Source organism: Planktothrix sp. PCC 11201 (assembly GCF_900009135.1).
Taxonomy (GTDB): domain Bacteria; phylum Cyanobacteriota; class Cyanobacteriia; order Cyanobacteriales; family Microcoleaceae; genus Planktothrix.
The window spans coordinates 199,033-216,542 of record NZ_LT797703.1 but is presented as its reverse complement, the minus strand read 5'-3'; the positions used below and the strand labels follow the sequence as shown (position 1 = coordinate 216,542).

12 protein-coding genes are annotated in these 17,510 nt (G+C 38.4%); 7 read left to right on the top strand and 5 right to left on the bottom strand.

The features are described 5' to 3' along the window. Positions 1-161 precede the first annotated feature (161 nt). From PL11201_RS15240 to PL11201_RS15230, 3 genes are all read left to right on the top strand, one after another. Positions 162-800 (top strand): hypothetical protein, encoded by a 639-nt coding sequence (locus PL11201_RS15240; protein WP_079679790.1) that lies wholly within the window; start codon positions 162-164, stop codon positions 798-800. Positions 801-811: 11 nt separating this feature from the next. Continuing rightward, positions 812-3,136, top strand: a complete 2,325-nt coding sequence (locus PL11201_RS15235; protein WP_079679789.1) for a dynamin family protein — start codon at positions 812-814, stop codon at positions 3,134-3,136. Positions 3,137-3,423: 287 nt separating this feature from the next. Continuing rightward, positions 3,424-5,046, top strand: a complete 1,623-nt coding sequence (locus PL11201_RS15230) for a YcjF family protein (protein WP_079679788.1) — start codon at positions 3,424-3,426, stop codon at positions 5,044-5,046. A 146-nt stretch (positions 5,047-5,192) separates the two neighbouring features. Here the strand turns inward: PL11201_RS15230 and PL11201_RS15225 are convergent, their stop codons facing one another. The 5 genes from PL11201_RS15225 to PL11201_RS15205 all read right to left on the bottom strand — a co-directional run bounded on the left by PL11201_RS15225 (position 5,193) and on the right by PL11201_RS15205 (position 9,240). After that, entirely contained in the window at positions 5,193-6,290 is a 1,098-nt protein-coding gene (locus PL11201_RS15225; RefSeq protein WP_079679787.1) for a M23 family metallopeptidase, read from the bottom strand. Positions 6,291-6,432: 142 nt separating this feature from the next. Further along, a complete protein-coding gene (locus tag PL11201_RS15220; RefSeq protein ID WP_079679786.1) occupies positions 6,433-7,080 on the bottom strand; it encodes a hypothetical protein in 648 nt (215 codons plus the stop codon). Positions 7,081-7,163: 83 nt separating this feature from the next. Then, positions 7,164-7,604, bottom strand: a complete 441-nt coding sequence (locus PL11201_RS15215) for a type II toxin-antitoxin system VapC family toxin (protein WP_079679785.1) — start codon at positions 7,602-7,604, stop codon at positions 7,164-7,166. Next, on the bottom strand, positions 7,592-7,855 hold the full coding sequence (locus tag PL11201_RS15210; RefSeq protein ID WP_079679784.1) for a hypothetical protein: 264 nt from the start codon (positions 7,853-7,855) through the stop codon (positions 7,592-7,594). The genes PL11201_RS15215 and PL11201_RS15210 overlap by 13 nt, the downstream gene beginning before the upstream one ends. Positions 7,856-7,923: 68 nt before the next feature. After that, positions 7,924-9,240, bottom strand: a complete 1,317-nt coding sequence (locus tag PL11201_RS15205; RefSeq protein ID WP_079679783.1) for an AAA-like domain-containing protein — start codon at positions 9,238-9,240, stop codon at positions 7,924-7,926. 582 nt (positions 9,241-9,822) lie between these two features. Here PL11201_RS15205 and PL11201_RS15200 point away from each other — a divergent pair. From PL11201_RS15200 to PL11201_RS15185, 4 genes are all read left to right on the top strand, one after another. Next, positions 9,823-13,536, top strand: coding sequence for an MHYT domain-containing protein (locus tag PL11201_RS15200; protein ID WP_234996712.1), 3,714 nt, complete (start codon positions 9,823-9,825; stop codon positions 13,534-13,536). 65 nt (positions 13,537-13,601) lie between these two features. Beyond that, a complete protein-coding gene (locus PL11201_RS15195; RefSeq protein WP_079679781.1) occupies positions 13,602-15,521 on the top strand; it encodes an adenylate/guanylate cyclase domain-containing protein in 1,920 nt (639 codons plus the stop codon). A gap of 107 nt (positions 15,522-15,628) precedes the next feature. Beyond that, complete coding sequence (locus PL11201_RS15190) at positions 15,629-16,603, top strand: adenylate/guanylate cyclase domain-containing protein (protein WP_079679780.1); 975 nt, start codon at positions 15,629-15,631, stop codon at positions 16,601-16,603. A 53-nt stretch (positions 16,604-16,656) separates the two neighbouring features. Then, complete coding sequence (locus PL11201_RS15185; RefSeq protein ID WP_079679779.1) at positions 16,657-17,475, top strand: alpha/beta fold hydrolase; 819 nt, start codon at positions 16,657-16,659, stop codon at positions 17,473-17,475. Positions 17,476-17,510 lie beyond the last annotated feature (35 nt).

Sequence of the window (17,510 nt, the reverse complement as noted above, 5' to 3'; positions counted from 1 at the left end):
ACTGTATATTTTAGAGGCTGAAACCCCTTACTGGCTTGGATCGTCTCGAAAATTTAGATAATTAACAGCTTATCTTACTTGAGGCAAGAGAATCAGAGGCATCGGAAATATGTAATGATCTTGATATAAAAGACAATGCTTCTTTAGATGATGATGAAAAGGTGGTTAAGGATTTAATAAACAAACCGATGGTTGTACCATTCCCACTTCCTCACCCTCATGACTATAATTGGTTCCAAGAAATACTCCGTAATGGTATGAATCCTGACTTCGGAAAAATCGCTTGGATTGTGATTATAGCCTGCTCACTTGTTGGATTCCTTGTCTGTAGCCAATACATAAATAAACGTAAACAAAAGTCAACAGGTAATACAACAAAGTTGCCACCTAGTTCTCCGTCTTCACAAGAGCTTCCACCAATTACTGCTGCTTTATGTCTTGTTGTTCAAGCCTCTGTATTTATTGATTTAAAAAATAAGCATCCAAATGCTTTGGAAGATAACCGCCTAAGCTGCTCTGATGTTAAAATGCTCATAGATTATTCCTCACATTTTTTATGTATAAGACGTGAAGAGGTTCCATTAATAGAGGAGGATTTAGAAATAATAAGAAAAGAAATTACCGATGATAGCGATCAAGAAGTTTATATCCGAATTCACATTAGTAATGGGCAAAATATAATAGGAAAAGAAGTTCCTTACATCCTCAAAAGAGACCTACCCTCTGATGGACAACGGATTATTCAACGGTATTTTTGTCTAAAAAATCTATCTGGATTAGAACAGTTTAACCATATTTAAGGAGTAAAAAAATGGATTGGAAAACAGCATCTTCTTACTATGAAGCACGTCTTACCGACGCTCTAAACGTGCAACGACACGCGGTAAATTTAGCTAATTTACCCCAAGCACAAGTTCCGACTCGATTAAAAGACATACTTTTACAAGAAGCAGAACCAACTCGTCGCCAACTTGAAAGACTCAAAAAACGTGAGTTTCGTATTGCTGTTGTGGGACTAGAAAAAGCTGGAAAAAGCACCTTTATTAATGCTTGGTTAGAATGTGATTTACTTCCCGCAAAAGCAGGTAGATGTACCTTTACAACGACTCAACTTTATTCAGTTAAAAATGAGTCTGAACAAAGTTTAGAAGTTCAAGCAAGAACCGAAGAAGAGTTTATCAATTTACTCAAGGAACTTGAAAAAATAGGAGCGAAAGAAGACCTAAAAACTATAAAAGTAAACGAGATAACTTTGCAACAGGTCAGAAGCGAACCTAAGCGTGTTTTTCCATTCACGAGATTGGAAGATATTAGAGAGCCACTTAAGAAGTATGTAGCAGATGAAAAATATGCTCACGCAGTTTTAGAAGCTAGACTTTATACTAACAAACTGGCTCAGGCTGAAGGGATTGTTTTTTATGATGTTCCTGGTTTAGATTCCGGTTTAGCAAAGCACGTTGATGAAGCACAAGCAATGCTGTCTGACTGTGATGCTGTGATATTGGTACAACGTGATCCTAATCTCAAAGAGAAAGAACAGGAAATAATAAAATTTACGGAACTTGGCGATAAAAATGTTACTGTTGCTGATAAGCTTTTTGTTTTTTTAAGTCGGATTGATTCATTGGCAACTCCAGAAGCTCTAAAAACACATATTGAAGAAGCATCCCAAGATTGGTTAAGACGCGCAAAACTTCCTCCTGAGCGTATTGTCTCAGGTTCAGCCGGAGCTTACCTAAGCTTGAATAATTTAGCAGGAGAACAGACTAAGTTAGAGATTGGGGATGCTAGTGATATTAAAGCTAAGTTGCAGAAATTAACTGGAATTACTGATGAAGAAACTCTTCGGACAAAAGCAACTGGTATTCCAGTCATTAAAGATAAAATATTTAACTATATTAACACAAAACGGGTTGATATTTTAACGAAAAGATGCGAAGCTTCTATCAATAAAATCATGAGTAGTTCTGAAGAAATTTATCGGATAGTTAGTAAAAATTATCCTGAAAATCCTGAAGAAGCAAAGCTTTTTGAAGAAAATAATCAGCTAGTCTTATTTACAGAGTGGTGGGATCAAAAATGGCAAACTATTAAAGCTGATTTACAAAAATACTATCAAGATTCTATTGCTAATGAATCTTTAGAAAGTTCAGAATCTAAATCATTGGCTCAAATAGAAAAATTTAGAGAGCGATATTTACAAATCGTTGATGTCGAAATGAAAAAACTTCGAGAGGAAACATTTAAAAAGAAAGATACGATTTTTTTGGCTAATGCTTTTCCAGTCTTTGCTCAAATGAAAGCTAATTTTGCTTGGCGTGAGGATTTGTATAGTGATATTACCAAACTTCTTTCTTCAATTGCTCATCAACTTGCTGTAGAACTTAAAGATGAAGCCTTAGAATTAGTTGAATACATGACCCATCTATTATGGGGAAGTAATCAAGTAAAATCCAGACTCATTCAAAATTCAGAGGAGTATTTTTTAGAAAAACTAGAGAATAGCTTAAGTGTATTATTTTTACGCTTTGCTCGTCCTGTTGCAGAGGCACTGATTCGTTGCCCTCTTAAGAGTGATATTCGCCATAAAATTATCAAAACTTTAGGAGTAGATATTGAAATTATTGATAACTACTATACGGGTGAGGAAATTGCATTTAAAGTCCTTAAAAAATATGCAAAACATGGTTCTGATTTGCTATTTAATCCTGAACTTCGGCAACAAGTATTAGGAGTTAAAGAAGTAGCACCACAAATTTCTGATCTATTAAAGCAAATCGTAGTAGATGTTTCTAATGAGCTAGAATTTCCACAAGAAAGAGAAGAAGCTGAAGCGGTAGTTTTTGAGGTACAACACGATATTAATGCGCTTGAGGAATATTTACGCTATGCAATTTTTGATGCAGCAGGCTTTGAGTCTTACTGTATTCAAGAATTAAAAGGTTTAATTGATAGTTTTAGAGATAAAAAAGGAACTTGGAATGGGGTTGCTATCAATGAATGGAGGCAAGAAAATTCACTTCTATTTGCTGAAATTCCTGATAACTTGAAGTCACAAGAATCGAATTTAGAAGTTAGCGAACGATTAAGACAATTATCTATTGCCTTAAAAAGAAATCCTTCACTAGAGGTATAATCATTTGTAGTTTTAATAACTCTAAACCGCAGAATTTATGCGATAGTAAACCCATAAAATTGTTTATTTTACCTAGAAGTAAAAATGTAAAAGCTACGATGAAATGACTTTTTCTTTGGAAGCACTGGAAGGTCATCTTCCCCGTCTAAATCAACTTGCAAACTGTAGGTTAATATGAGAGTTTGAGAAGGTAGACGGACTTAGGAGGGATGAATTTATCTCCTGGGTTAGTTACTATAGAAATAGATCAACAAAATTGGCTGATTTAAGGTTGGAGCGATCGCATTATGCCCATCTCTCGTTATTTACTTTTAATTTTTGGAATTTGCTTAATTCTAGGGTTAATGATTTGGCTGGTTAGTTCCCTATCGGCTCTTTATACCCAAGTTATTTGGTCAGCTAATCCAATTTTAGCAAATTTGCTACTTTTGTTATTAATTATCTTGTTGGGATTAGCGATCTTTGCCTTTTTTTATTATACTCGATTCTTCCAAAAATCAGGGAAATCTCGCAAAAAACGGCGACCTTTAAAAATACCTTTAGACAAGATAGAAGCGGCGGAAGCATCGATCAAATCTGTACAAGAACAGGTGACCCAAATTCAAGATGAAATTGCTAAAAAAGCGTTATTAAGTCGCTCCCAAGATATGGCTTCAGAATTAGCAAAAGGCAATATTCAAGTGGTTGTATTTGGTACGGGTTCGGCGGGAAAAACCTCTTTAGTTAATGCTTTAATGGGTCGGATGGTGGGGAAAGTAAATGCACCCATGGGAACTACCGAAGTTGGCGAAACCTATCACTTAAAATTAGATGGAATTGAACGAGAAATTTTAATTACCGATACCCCGGGAATTTTAGAAGCGGGAATAGCCGGGTCTGAGCGGGGAAAATTAGCGCGTTCGGTGGCGATGGATGCTAATTTATTATTATTTGTTTTAGATAATGATTTAAGACAATCGGAATATCAATCTTTACAAGTTTTGGTTGAAATTGGCAAGCGATCACTTATTATTTTAAATAAAAAAGATTTGTACACAGTAGCAGATCAAAATATTATTTTAGCTAAACTTAAAGATAGAGTCAAACTATTTTTAGATGCCAATGATGTGATTTCTATTGCCGCAAATCCGCAATTAATTAAATTAGAAACGGGAGAAATAATTCAACCGGAATCGGATATTATGCCCTTAATTCGACGCATCGCCCTAATTTTAAGATCCGAAGGAGAAGAATTAATTGCTGATAATATTTTATTACAATCCCAACGCTTAGGAGAAGAAGCCAGACTCTTAATTGATAGTCAAAGAAAACGGGAAGCTGAAAAAATTGTTGAGCGATTTCAATGGATAGGTGCGGGGGTAATTGCAGTAACACCTTTACCCGTAATTGATTTAATTGCTACAGCAGCCGTTAATACCCAAATGGTGATAGAAATTGGTAAAATCTATGGATGTGAATTAAATGCTGATCGCGGTCGAGAATTAGCCCTATCCTTAGCGAAAACCTTGGGAAGTTTAGGAGTAGTTAAAGGGGTAATTCAGTTAGTCTCAACCGCCCTACAATTAAATTTAGCAACCTTAGTGGTAGGGCGGGCAATTCAAGCGGTGAGTGCGGCCTATTTAACCCGAATTGCAGGTAAAAGTTTTATTGAATATTTCCGCCAAGATCAAGACTGGGGAGATGGAGGGATGACAGAAGTAGTACAACGACAATTTCAGTTAACCCGTCGGGATGAATTTGTCAAGCAATTTGTTCAGGATGCCTTTGCTAAAATTATTGAACCCCTGAATTTTAATTCTACGGAATTTGAGGAAGAAGAACAACCCATCGAAGCAGATATTAAACCGTTATTAAAGCGTTATTTAGATGATTGGGAAGATGAGAATACGGTTGATCGTCCTGATTGGTAATTAGTCATTAGTCATCAGTGTAGAGAAGCGCCATGGCAAGTCTCTACGAGTTATCAGTTTAGAAATTAACTGGTAACTAAAATTATATCCCTATTCCCTATTCCCAATTTGTAATTCGTAATTCGTAATTCGTAATTCCCTATTCCCTATTGAATTTCCAGTTGATTTTGAGTTTTAACTAAAGTGCGATCGCCTCGAATTAATTGATATTCTGCTTTCCAAGTTCCAGCAGTTAAAGGTTGTTGAGAATTATTTTTTTTCCCAACATAACCAATCCAAGCTTTACTGGAATCATTCACAAAATTCTCATTATTTAAAACTTTTTGTCCCTGGGGATCATAGAGATTAAAAACCATTTTATCCCCAGTCAATACCCCATAAACCTGTACCCAAAATAACAACGCTGGACTGTCTTGGGGCAAGGTAGTTTGATTAAATTTCCCCTGCCATAATTCATCCATAGTTGGAGGTTGAGCAGAAAATCCAGCCCGAATTAATCCCGTGGGAATATAGGCAAAAGACTGTTCCCAAATCGGGTTACGGGTCACATTACATCCGGCCGTTGCTGCTGGCCCCACAAAGGGATCAACTACTTGCCCCTGATAATTAATGGTGAGATGAACATGGGGAAAGGATGCCAAACCCGAAGCTCCCACCGCCCCTAAAACCGTCCCTTTTTCGACCTTATCCCCGGGTTTGACCTGGACACTGCCCCGGCGTAAATGACAATATTGAGTTTCCCACCCCGCCCCATTGGGAATAGAACTATGGTCAATCACCACACCATTGCCACATTCCGTGCCTTCCACGGTCTTTTTATCCGCTTCCGTTTGAATTCGTCGATCTGCTATCCCGTCCCGTACACGCAACACCGTCCCCCCCTGGGAGGCTAAGACCGGAACCCCTCTGGCCATGGCTTGCTCATCGGGTATGGCGAAATCCGTGCCCTTATGCCCATCGTAGGTTTGCCGTCCACAGCCAAAATCAACGGCATTGGGAGTTGGATCGCGATCGGGATATAACAAAATAAAGCAATCCTGACCCAATTGACAATCAATGGGTTGAGCAAAACGGGGATTTTGGGTTTGGCTGATGAGTTGTTGGGAGATGCCTTTGGCCAGGGTCTGAGCTTGTTGTAGGGAAGACTCAGCCGTTTGGGTGACTTTAGGACTCCAACAACTGACTAATGCCGTTAACCCCAAAGTTAGGCAGAATGCGATCGCGTATTTTTTAACCGTGGACATCCTCATAAGTAGTAAGCCCTTCAGGGCTATCTTGATAAGTAGTAAGCCCTTTAGGGCTATCTTGGAAGAAGGAACCCTAAAGGGCTCACTACGGTTTATCAGGCTATCTGGAAAGAAGGAGGCGTGAACGCCTCACTACGATTTAACGGAAGATAATATCCGATTGTACGGTTAAACTGAGGTCTTGACTCGGATTAATCACCACCACATCCACTTTACTCCGTCCCACAAAGACTCCAGTAATGGCGCCGAGTCCCGCACCGACTAAAACTTCTTCCGTGGCGATCGCATTATCCCCAGCCACCGCACCAATAGCTGCTGCGGCTGCGGCTCCAATGGCTGCCCCACCAATAACAGATTTCGCCGAGGCTCCTTTGCGGACGGTTTCGGTGTGGGTTACAACTTGAGAATTTGCATCCAGGCGAAACCGTTTTCCGGCACTAATAATGACTTCACTCGCCACAAATTGAGACCCCCCAGAAGCAGGTTGTAATTGTCCAACAATTTCAGCACCCGCCGGAATCCAAACCCGTCCCTGGCTGGTAACAACATCCTGTGCTACCGTGATCGTTAGGGAAACGGTTTCATTCGGCATAACCACGATTTTTTCAGCTTGGGAGTATTCCACCGGAATTTGGGTTCCTGCTAAAATTCTATCCCGTTGTAAGGTATTGGGAAAGGCTTGGGCGGTGGCGGGAATAGCTTGTAGCAGAGGTGTAGCCACGGCTGTTGTTAAGCCCAAGGCTAGGAAAACTGACAGTCCTGAACGGGATAATTTAGAAGTTAACATACACTCAAACATCCTTATTTTTTCAAGTTCTGAATTTAACTCTTATAACCTAAGAGTCGATAGAATCCCTTTATTGTTCCTCATTATGTGATTAAATCTTTGAGGATAACAACTGGCAAACTAGGAAGATTCCGTAAACCGGAATCATTAGTTAGAAAGATTGTACAACCTAGATTTAGGGCTGTCGCTGCATGAATTGCATCAGGAGTTCTAATATTTGTAGTAGAGCGAATATTTGCAGCTTGCTTGAGAATCGTTTGACTGACGGGAATTAGAGAGATTTCAGAAGATAGAAGCAATGCTTCATATCGCTCAATTAAATCTTTATGCTGATTTCGCATTGGCATTACCAGGGTTTCCATTAAAGTCAATTCACTGGTGATCACTCTAATCTCTGATTTTTGTAGCTGTTTCCACATGGGTTCTAATAGTGGAAAATAATCAGGGAATCTCTCAATACTATAGATCAATATGGCTGTATCCACATACACGATACTAGCAATTGGAATCTCTAGTTGTCCCATGTAGATCGCTCCTGTTGTAGATAACAATCAACTTCTTCTGGGGTTGGGAAAAGTTGTGGCGTGGGAGATTGGTTAAGTATGTCGATCACGGATTGTCTAACGGTATAATTTTCTGGTTTAGTGGTTAATGGATCAGCTAGAAGGCGCGATCGCAATAAAATCTGCTCGGCGGGTGAGAGGGAATGGATCGCTTGAAGTAAGGATTCTACAAGTTGCAAATTAATGTTTGTACTGTTTACCGCGCTATTCATGGTTCCTCCTGTTTATATAATTAAAATCAAGTGATCGTACTTTGATAAATCAGGGATAATCTTCCCTGTTAATCAAGTAATTGATTCCTAAAATATACTCGATAAAGTTCACAACTATGGGCAACAGAATCTCCTTTCAGGGTGACAATTCCCATACTATCTAATTTGTACGTTACCACAGAAGCTAATTTAATCGGTTGATCGGCATAAATCACTTGTTTAAATGCTTTTTCAAGTTGCGGGTCTGCCTGTAAAACCGCTAAAATTCGTCGCAGGTGGCTACTATAAATTCCCGTTTCTGTTACCGCTTCTTGTAACAGTTGTTTTAGGGTTAATTCCCCTCGACATAAATAGTATAATCCCAGTCTAACTAAAAAAGGATGACCACCAACCATTGCCATGAGTTGCTTGGTTTGGGTGGGAGTCCAGTCCAACCCATGACGCAGGGCTAAGGATAAAACCTGTTCAGCATCAAAAGCAGGTAATTTTAAGGGTAATCCCACATTAAAAGGGGATTGATTAATATTTAAGGGAATATAAATTTCCGTTGAATAGGTTAAAACTAAACGTAACTTTTTCCAGGTATTATTACTTTTGGCTTGCTCATACCAAGACCGGAGAAGTGAAAAAAATTCTTCGGCAATATCAGGATATTCAAAGAGACGATTAACTTCATTTAATCCTAAAACTAAATTTGTCTCAATTTGTTGTAAGAGATAAGCCTCAAAATAAATAGTACAACTGACCTTACTACCCATATCTTCATCCCAATAGTCACCAAGATTGGGAGGAATTTTCAACTTCCAACTAATATTTCGACTAAACCAACGAAAAAATTTATCTACACTCGAAAAAATAGTTTTTTCTGCCTGTTGAAAATCAATATTAACGGTGCTATAATGATGGGATTCAGCTTGATTAATAATTCTTAAAAGTAAAGAAGTTTTGCCCATTTTCCAAGGGGCTTTAATCCGAATAATACTGCCAGGTTTGGTGATTTCTTCATAGGCAAGGGTTTCAATCGGAGGACGTTCAATATATAATTTGGAGTCTAAGCCCACGGGCGCACCAGGGAACTCTAAAACAGAGATCAAGGTTTGACATTGAAACTGTTCGAGGAGTTGTCGTTGGGCTTTAGTTAACGGACGGGACTCGAACACCAGGCGTAAATTATTTTTGCCAATGGGTTCCTCCCAGAAATCACTTAGGGTTGACCAAAGTTCCGACGCCGCCCGACTTAGGTATTCTTTGACATAGTTAGTTTCCGAAGCCATTAACGCATAGGTTTTACCATCCCAAGAAGAACGTAAAATCATTTCTTGGAGGGATGTCAGACCCTCGGGTAAACTGACTTTGAGAATATCAATGAGTTGATCAATGGTCATTCAGTCAGGTGTTGTGTTCTTGAAGCAATGGCTTACTGGTTCCATCTAGCAGGCAACACCCCAAAGGGTGAGAAAGACTTGTAATGTCCTAATTGCCTTGGTACTGCTATAACTCCCATGTCAATATCCTTGCATAGACTTAACCATTTTTGCAAAATTCAAGCAGAAGAAAGTTACAAGAGGTTAACTTTAGGGTATTGACAAAAATTGATTTTTATGAAACATCTATGAATATTGGGTTTTAGGAATTTGTTAGAGAAAAATTCAAGCATTTAACTCTGAATTTTGGTATTAAATTATACTAAATCAATACTAAATCTTGATAGATAGGATTCAAAAACCTACTTTTTTATTCACTATTCTCTAAACCTTCCTCTGAATTTCAACAAAATGTTTACTTTAGGAGTTGGGGCGATGTCGATATAATAAAGTCAACAATCTGATGATTTCCCCCTCATGTGCTATGGAAAAAATTCTATATAAAATCAAAGAAAACCCTTTAAATTCAGGTTTTATTATCGATAATCAAGCCGGGTTATCAATCATTAGTTCAACTTCTAAAATATGAAATTATTAATCACTATGACGGTTATTCACAACCATTATCAACCCTTTTTAGTTGCTTTCTCCTTCTTAATCGCGGTGATTGCCTCCTATACCGCTTTAGATCTCGCCACACGAGTCACCCCCGAATCACCCCCCCAAAGTCGCCTACTGTGGACGTTAGGCGGTGCTGTTGCCATGGGAACAGGCATTTGGTCAATGCACTTTATCGGGATGTTAGCCCTAAAACTCCCCCTGCCCGTGACCTACAACCTGGTGATTACCCTGGTCTCCTGGGGGGTAGCTATTATCGCCTCGGGACTAGCTTTATTACTATTCAGTCGGCCGAAACTCAGTTTGGGGGTGTTTTCCGGCGGTGTGGTCATGGGATTAGCGATCGCCTCCATGCACTATCTAGGCATGGCCGGAATGACCGTTGCTGGGGCGATGATGGAATACAATTTAGGGCGAGTTTTGCTGTCGGTGGCGATCGCAATTATTGCCTCCATGGTAGCCTTGGGTTTGGCATTTTACCTGCGAAACGCCCCCTCATCGGCGTTTAATCCCTGGAAGGTTTGCAGTGCCGGGGTAATGGGCATTGGGATTAGTGGAATGCACTACACGGGAATGTGGGCGATGTCCATGGTCGAACAGTCTTCTGTTCCCGTCAACTTAATGGAAACCAATGCTAATTCCGGGTTAGCGGTACAAATTGGAATTGTTACCTTAATTCTGCTGATTGGAACCTTAGTAATATCGGTTTTTGATCAACGGTATACCAGTCAATTAGTCTATCAAAATGCTCTGCAAGAAAGTGAAAAACGCTTCCGTTCTCTAATTCGAGAAATGCCCGTTGGTGTATTACTTTTATCTCCCCAAGGAACAATTATTTTGAGTAACCAAGTCTCTCAAGATTTATTAGTACAAACCGAACCGGAATTAGAGGGAAAAAATATATTTTCCCTATCTTGGAAATTTCTCGATGAAGAAGGGAATCCCTTAACCCAGAAAATGCAGCCCATTCATCAAGCAATTTCCCAAGGGAAACCCATCCACAATTTAATTTTGGGACTGACTCAAAGCCAGTCCTCTCAACTCAGGGCTTGGTTATTATTGAATATTGATCCTCAGTTCAATAGTGCAGGTAAATTAGAACGAATTGTTTGCACTTTTAATAATATTACCGAACGGAAAAAACTGGATCAAAAACTTGCCGAATCTCAACAATTTTTAAATACAATTATTGAAAATATTCCCTTAGCCATCTATGTAAAAAATATTGAAAATGATTTTAGATTTGAACTCTGGAATAAATCCAGTGAAACCATATTTGGAGTCAAAAGAGATGAAATTTTAGGCAAAAATATTTATAGTCTTCTACCTCAGAAGCAAGCGGATTATTTTCGATCCCATATTTTAGAAATTTTAAATCACAAAAAAGCCGTAGAAATCCCGGAATTTATGATTCATAATCTAGCCGATCAAGACCTAATATTAAAAACACAAAAAATCCCGATTATTAACCATCAAAAAATCACCCATATGTTGTGTATTTCTGAAGATATCACCGACAGCAAAAATACCCAAATTGCTTTAGAAGAAAGTTTAAAACGGGAACAAGCCCTAGCAAAAGCAATTCAAAGAATCCGCCAAACCTTAGACATAAAAACAATTTTTTCCACCACTGCTTTAGAATTAAGACGAGTGCTTAATTGTGAACGGGTTGTGGTGTACCAGTTCCGCCCGGACTGGAGTGGAGAATTCATCGCCGAATCCGTTAGTCCGGGTTGGATGTCTTTATTTGAAGAACAAAATACTAATCCCTCATTACAGGAAAATACCACAGAAAATGAACGGTGTACCGTTAAACTATTTGAAAATAATTCTTCTAGCAATTCCTCTGTGCTCCAAGATACTTATTTGAAAGATACCCAAGGAGGTCTATATAGTCAGGGAGCTAACTATCGTGCGGTTACTGATATTTATAACGCTGGATTTAATCAATGTTATATCAACTTATTAGAGAGTTTTCAGGCTAGAGCCTATATTATTACTCCGATTTTTTCTAACAATCAATTATGGGGTTTACTCGCCACTTACCAAAACTCTAGTCCTCGTCAGTGGAAGGAAGTAGAAATTAATATTGCCATCCAAATTAGTAATCAGTTGGGCGTCGCTTTACAACAAACTGAATTATTAGAAACCACACAAAAACAATCGATTCAGCTACAAAAAGCAGTCGTAGCAGCTGATACAGCCAATCAAGCTAAATCAGAATTTTTAGCGAGTATGAGTCATGAGTTAAGAACACCCTTGAATGCAATTTTAGGGTTTACTCAATTAATGAATGAAGATCCTTTATTGTCTTCCAAACATCATAAATATGTGGGGATTATCAATCAAGCAGGGGAACATTTATTAACCTTGATTAATGACGTTTTGGAAATGTCTAAAATTGAAGCCGGAAGAACTACCCTCAACCAACATCAGTTTGATTTAATTAGTCTCCTAGAGGGGTTAAGAAAAATGATGCAAATGCGGGCAGAATCCCAAGGCTTAGAATTAAAATTTGAGTACGCACCCGACCTACCCCGTTATTTAGAAACTGATGAAGGAAAATTACGACAGGTTTTATTAAATTTGTTAAGCAATGCCATTAAATTTACCACTCAAGGGGAAATTCGAGTCAGGGTAAAACGGGAATATCAAATTGTTCAACCCGAATCTTCCTTAGCTTGTAATTTAGAGGATTTAGATGGGGAAAATTTGGCTATTGATTCCGCGAATCAGCAGAAATTAGAGTTTATTTTATTTGAAGTCGAAGACACGGGGGCGGGAATTGCTCCCGAAGAAATTGACCTGCTCTTTGAACCCTTTAAACAAACTGAATCAGGACGAAATTCTAATCAGGGAACCGGATTAGGATTAGCCATTAGTCGAAAATATATACAACTTATGGGCGGAGATATTCACGTCAGAAGTCAGTTAGGAATCGGAACTTTATTTAGCTTTGAAATTCCGACCCATTCTTTGGAGTATTATCCATTGCCTGTGAATACAACTAAAGCTAAAGCAATTTATCTTGCACCCGGACAGCCAGACTATAAAATTTTAGTCGTCGATGACCGTTTAGATAGTCGTTTATTATTGAATGAATTATTATCAAGTCTGGGGTTTAAAATTGAGAATGCAGAAAATGGTCAAGAAGCCATTGATTGTTGGAAAACTTGGCAACCAGACTTAATTTTAATGGATGTCAGAATGCCCGTCCTAGATGGGTTAACCGCCACTAAATTAATTAAAGGTACACCCCTAGGACAACAAACTAAAATTATCATTTTAACCGCCAGTGTCTTTCAGGAGGATCAAGAACAAATTTTAGCCTGTGGTTGTGATGATTTCGTTACTAAACCCCTAGAAGTTGACAATTTACTGGAAAAAATTAGCCAGCATTTAGGTGTACAATATACCTATCAAGAAAATGAAACTCAGTCAGAACAATCAAGTTCTAATTTCCCTACGAATTCAGAAGAAAGTTTAAGTTTTCTCCTCACTACTATGTCCCCACAATGGCAAGGAGAACTCTATTATGCGGCGGCTCAAGGAAGTGATGAGAAAATTGCAGATTTGATTGCTCAAATTCCCCCTGAAAATCAGGAATTAATGACTATTCTAAATCGGTTAAACATGAATTTTGAATTTCAAACTATTTTAGAACTCACAAGTGACCAGATTACGAAGGGACAACCCTAACCCCATCAAACCATCCCCTGCGTCAAAGTTCCCGCTATCCTACTCCGTCATTAAGTTAGTTATTTATGAATATTAATACCGATCAATTTAAAGCCGATATTCTGATTGTTGATGACAATGTTGACAACATTCGTTTTTTATCCGATTTCCTCGTCCAGCAAGGATATCAAGTGCGGAAAGCGATTAATGGAAATGTGGCTTTAATGGCTGCGAGAACCGTAATTCCCGATCTGATTCTTCTGGATATTAATATGCCCCAAATTACCGGTTATGAGGTCTGTAAAATCTTAAAATCCGATCCCAAAACCAGTTCTGTACCCGTTATATTTTTAAGTGCTGGAGATGATGTCAAGGATAAAGTCCAAGCTTTTGAAGTCGGAGGAATAGATTATATTACTAAACCCTTTCAAATCGAAGAAGTTCTCATTCGAGTTCAAACCCAATTAAAACTTCAAGTCCTTCAGAAAACCCTGAAAACTCAAAATCAAGCCTTAGAAAAATCCGAGGCGGAAGTTAACGCTTTATTTAAAGCGATGAAGGAATCAATTGTGGTTTTTGATGCGGATGGGCATTATCTAAAAGTGGTTACCCCCAATACCCAATTATTATATAAGCCGGAACAGGAAAGAATCGGTCAAACGATTCATGATATTCTCCCCCAAAAACAAGCCGATATTTTGTTAGCAGGGATTAAAACTGCTTTAGAAACCCAGGAGACCATTGAAGTTGAATATAGTTTAATTCTCGAAAATAAAAAAACAGATTTATCCGTTAATATTTCTCCTATTTCCTCTAATTCAGTCTTGACTGTGATGCGGGATATTAGCGATCGCAAACGTCGGGAAGAAGCCCTAAAATTAATTGTAGAGGGAACAGCTTCTAAAACCGGAGATGATTTTTTTCGCTCCTGTGTTCAGCACTTAGCTGAAATTTTAGGTGTTCGTTATACATTTGTAACCGAATGTACCAATCCCCAAAAAACCAGAGTTCGCACCTTAGCATTTTGGCTTCATAGAAGTTTTGTTGATAATATTGAATATGACTTAAAAGGAACACCTTGCCATGAAGTTATTGAAAATGGGGAATATTGTTGTTATCCCGATAATATTATTAATCGGTTTCCAGAAGATCAAGATTTAGTGGAGTTAAAAGCCCGTAGTTATGCGGGAATTCCCCTGATTGATTCATCAGAAAATGTCATTGGTCATATTGCTGTTTTGGATACCAACTGTATGCAAGATGACCAAACTAGAGAACTGGTTTTAAAAGTATTTGCAGCCCGGGCTGGCGCCGAATTAGAACGGAAAAATACCGACAAAGCACTCCAGGAAAGCCGGGAACGTTCAGAAAAACTATTACTGAATATTTTGCCTCCATCGATTGCAGAACGTCTCAAATATGATAGCAGTTCTATTGCCGAAAAATTTGATGAAGTCACCATTTTATTTGCCGATATTGTTGGGTTTACGCCCCTTTCAACTCGCATTCAACCCGATGAATTAGTGGAGCGATTAAATCAAGTGTTTTCGGTGTTTGATCAACTGACAGAAAAGCATGGTTTAGAAAAAATTAAAACCATTGGGGATGCCTATATGGTGGTCGGAGGTTTACCCCTAGCCAAGCCCGATCATGCTGAAGCTGTGGCTCAAATCGCTTTAGATATGCAAAGAGCGATCGCCAATTTTCAAACCCAATATAACGAACCTTTACAAATTAGAATTGGCATCAATAGCGGATCAGTTATTGCGGGAGTAATTGGGGTGAAAAAATTTATTTATGACTTATGGGGGGATGCGGTTAATGTCGCTTCTCGGATGGAATCCTCCGGTTTACCGGGGAAAATTCAAGTCACTGAAGCTACCTATGAACGCTTAAAAAATTCCTACATCTTGGAAAAACGCGGACAAATTGAAGTCAAAGGTAGGGGGGAAATGACTACCTATTGGTTAATTCAAGAAACGGTTAACTCTAGGAATCAGGAATAAACTATATTCATCAATCATGAAGATCACTTAATTCCTGACCATTACCAATTGTTCACTCCATAATTGCCTTAAATATGAACTCATCTACCCTCAACTTCACTACTGTTATGACAGACTCTATCGATGAAATTCTTAATAATGCACCCTGCGGTTTTTTGTCATTTACCGATGATAAGATGATCGCCATAATCAATAATACATTATTAAAATTACTCGGCTATGAAACCCACGAACTCCAGGGAAAATCCATGAACTCAATTTTACCATTGGCCGTGCGTATTTTTTGCCAAACCCATTTTTTTCCCTTATTAAAATTTTATGGAAAAGCAGAAGAAATCTATTTTTCTTTACGTTCAAAAGATGGAACCGATATTCCCATGCTGGTGAATGCAGTTAGGAGAGAACACCAAGAAAAATTTTTTAATGATTGTATTTTTACCCCAATTAATCAGCATACTCAAATCACAGAAATCTTAAAAAAATTAGCGGAATGGGGTATGGGAAGTCATGTCGTCAATGCGGCAATTAATAATCCCGAACAATTAAAATTTCAACGGTTTGATCGGACTATTTTATTTATGGATATTCGAGGATTTACCGCCTGGTGCGAACAGAGAGAACCCGATCATGTGGCTACGGTATTAAATAACTATTATCGTCATGTGGAACCCATAGCAGCCCAATTTAACCCCCTAAAAGTTAGTTTTACGGCCGATGAAATTATGGCAATTTATGCCACACCCCAACAGGGAGTAAAAGCAGCGATCGCCATGCAAAAAGCAGCCTCAGACATCCTCAAACCCGAAAATATTAGTACGGGTTGTGCCGTCCATTGTGGTAATGTAATTGAAGGATTATTTGGTGGAACTGGGGTGAGAACTTATACTGTAATTGGTGATGTTGTGAATACTGCTAAACGTTTAGAAGGTGCAACTCCTGCCGAAGAAATTACGATTTCTGATACAGTTTATCAAAGTATGAGTCATTTATTAGAAGTAGAAGCAAAAAAGCCCATTGATCTTAAAGGAAAAGCCAATTCTTTAATAGCATGGAAATTGATTAAATTTCATATCATAGAATAGGGAATCGCTCAAACTTTTGATAACGGTTAATTAAAATTAAGAAAACAAAACAGATGATAGTGACTGAAAATATTCTGAAAAGAAACAACGTAAAAATTTTGGGACAAGGAACACAACCCCTATTATTTGCCCATGGGTTTGGCTGTGATCAAAATATGTGGCGTTTCATCACACCTGCTTTTGAAAATGACTATAAAATTATTGTTTTTGACTATGTAGGGTCAGGAAAATCAGATATGAATGCTTATAGTGTAGAAAGATATGCTGATCTCCAGGGTTATGTTCAGGATGTTCTGGATATTATTACAGCTTTGTCCTTAGAAAATATATTTTTTGTCGGTCATTCTGTGAGTAGTATGGTGGGTCTTTTAGCCTCAATTAAAGCTCCCGAATTATTTAAAAAGATGGTTTTGATTTGTCCTTCTCCCTGTTATATTAATGATTCATCGGATGATTATATCGGTGGATTTGAGCGTTCAGATATTGAAGATTTACTCGATCTAATGGGGAAAAATTATATCGGTTGGGCGAGTTTTTTGGCTCCCATTGTCATGCAAAATCAGGATCACCCGGAGCTCATTCAGGAGCTAGAAGCCAGTTTTTGTTCAACTAATGCGGTGGTGGCTAGTTGTTTTGCTAGGGCAACTTTTTACTCCGATAATCGCCCGGATTTACTGAAAGTTAGAACACCCTCATTGATTTTACAATGTACCGATGATGCGATCGCTCCTGTAGAAGTGGGATACTATCTTCAGCGCTACCTTTATGAAGGTACCTTAAAATTAATGGAAGCTACCGGGCATTGTCCCCAGATGAGTCATCCCCAGGAAACGATTAATTTAATCAAAGACTATTTATCCCAACCGGGGTAAAGTCCTCAATTACCAATGCTACCCCCAAATCTTGT

Coding starts and splice junctions, on each gene's coding strand:
- PL11201_RS15235 (WP_079679789.1), top strand. CDS start 812: ATGGATTGGAAAACAGCATCTTCTTACTATGAAGCACGTCTTACCGAC.
- PL11201_RS15230 (WP_079679788.1), top strand. CDS start 3,424: ATGCCCATCTCTCGTTATTTACTTTTAATTTTTGGAATTTGCTTAATT.
- PL11201_RS15225 (WP_079679787.1), bottom strand. CDS start 6,290: ATGTCCACGGTTAAAAAATACGCGATCGCATTCTGCCTAACTTTGGGG.
- PL11201_RS15220 (WP_079679786.1), bottom strand. CDS start 7,080: ATGTTAACTTCTAAATTATCCCGTTCAGGACTGTCAGTTTTCCTAGCC.
- PL11201_RS15215 (WP_079679785.1), bottom strand. CDS start 7,604: ATGGGACAACTAGAGATTCCAATTGCTAGTATCGTGTATGTGGATACA.
- PL11201_RS15210 (WP_079679784.1), bottom strand. CDS start 7,855: ATGAATAGCGCGGTAAACAGTACAAACATTAATTTGCAACTTGTAGAA.
- PL11201_RS15205 (WP_079679783.1), bottom strand. CDS start 9,240: ATGACCATTGATCAACTCATTGATATTCTCAAAGTCAGTTTACCCGAG.
- PL11201_RS15200 (WP_234996712.1), top strand. CDS start 9,823: ATGACGGTTATTCACAACCATTATCAACCCTTTTTAGTTGCTTTCTCC.
- PL11201_RS15195 (WP_079679781.1), top strand. CDS start 13,602: ATGAATATTAATACCGATCAATTTAAAGCCGATATTCTGATTGTTGAT.
- PL11201_RS15190 (WP_079679780.1), top strand. CDS start 15,629: ATGACAGACTCTATCGATGAAATTCTTAATAATGCACCCTGCGGTTTT.
- PL11201_RS15185 (WP_079679779.1), top strand. CDS start 16,657: ATGATAGTGACTGAAAATATTCTGAAAAGAAACAACGTAAAAATTTTG.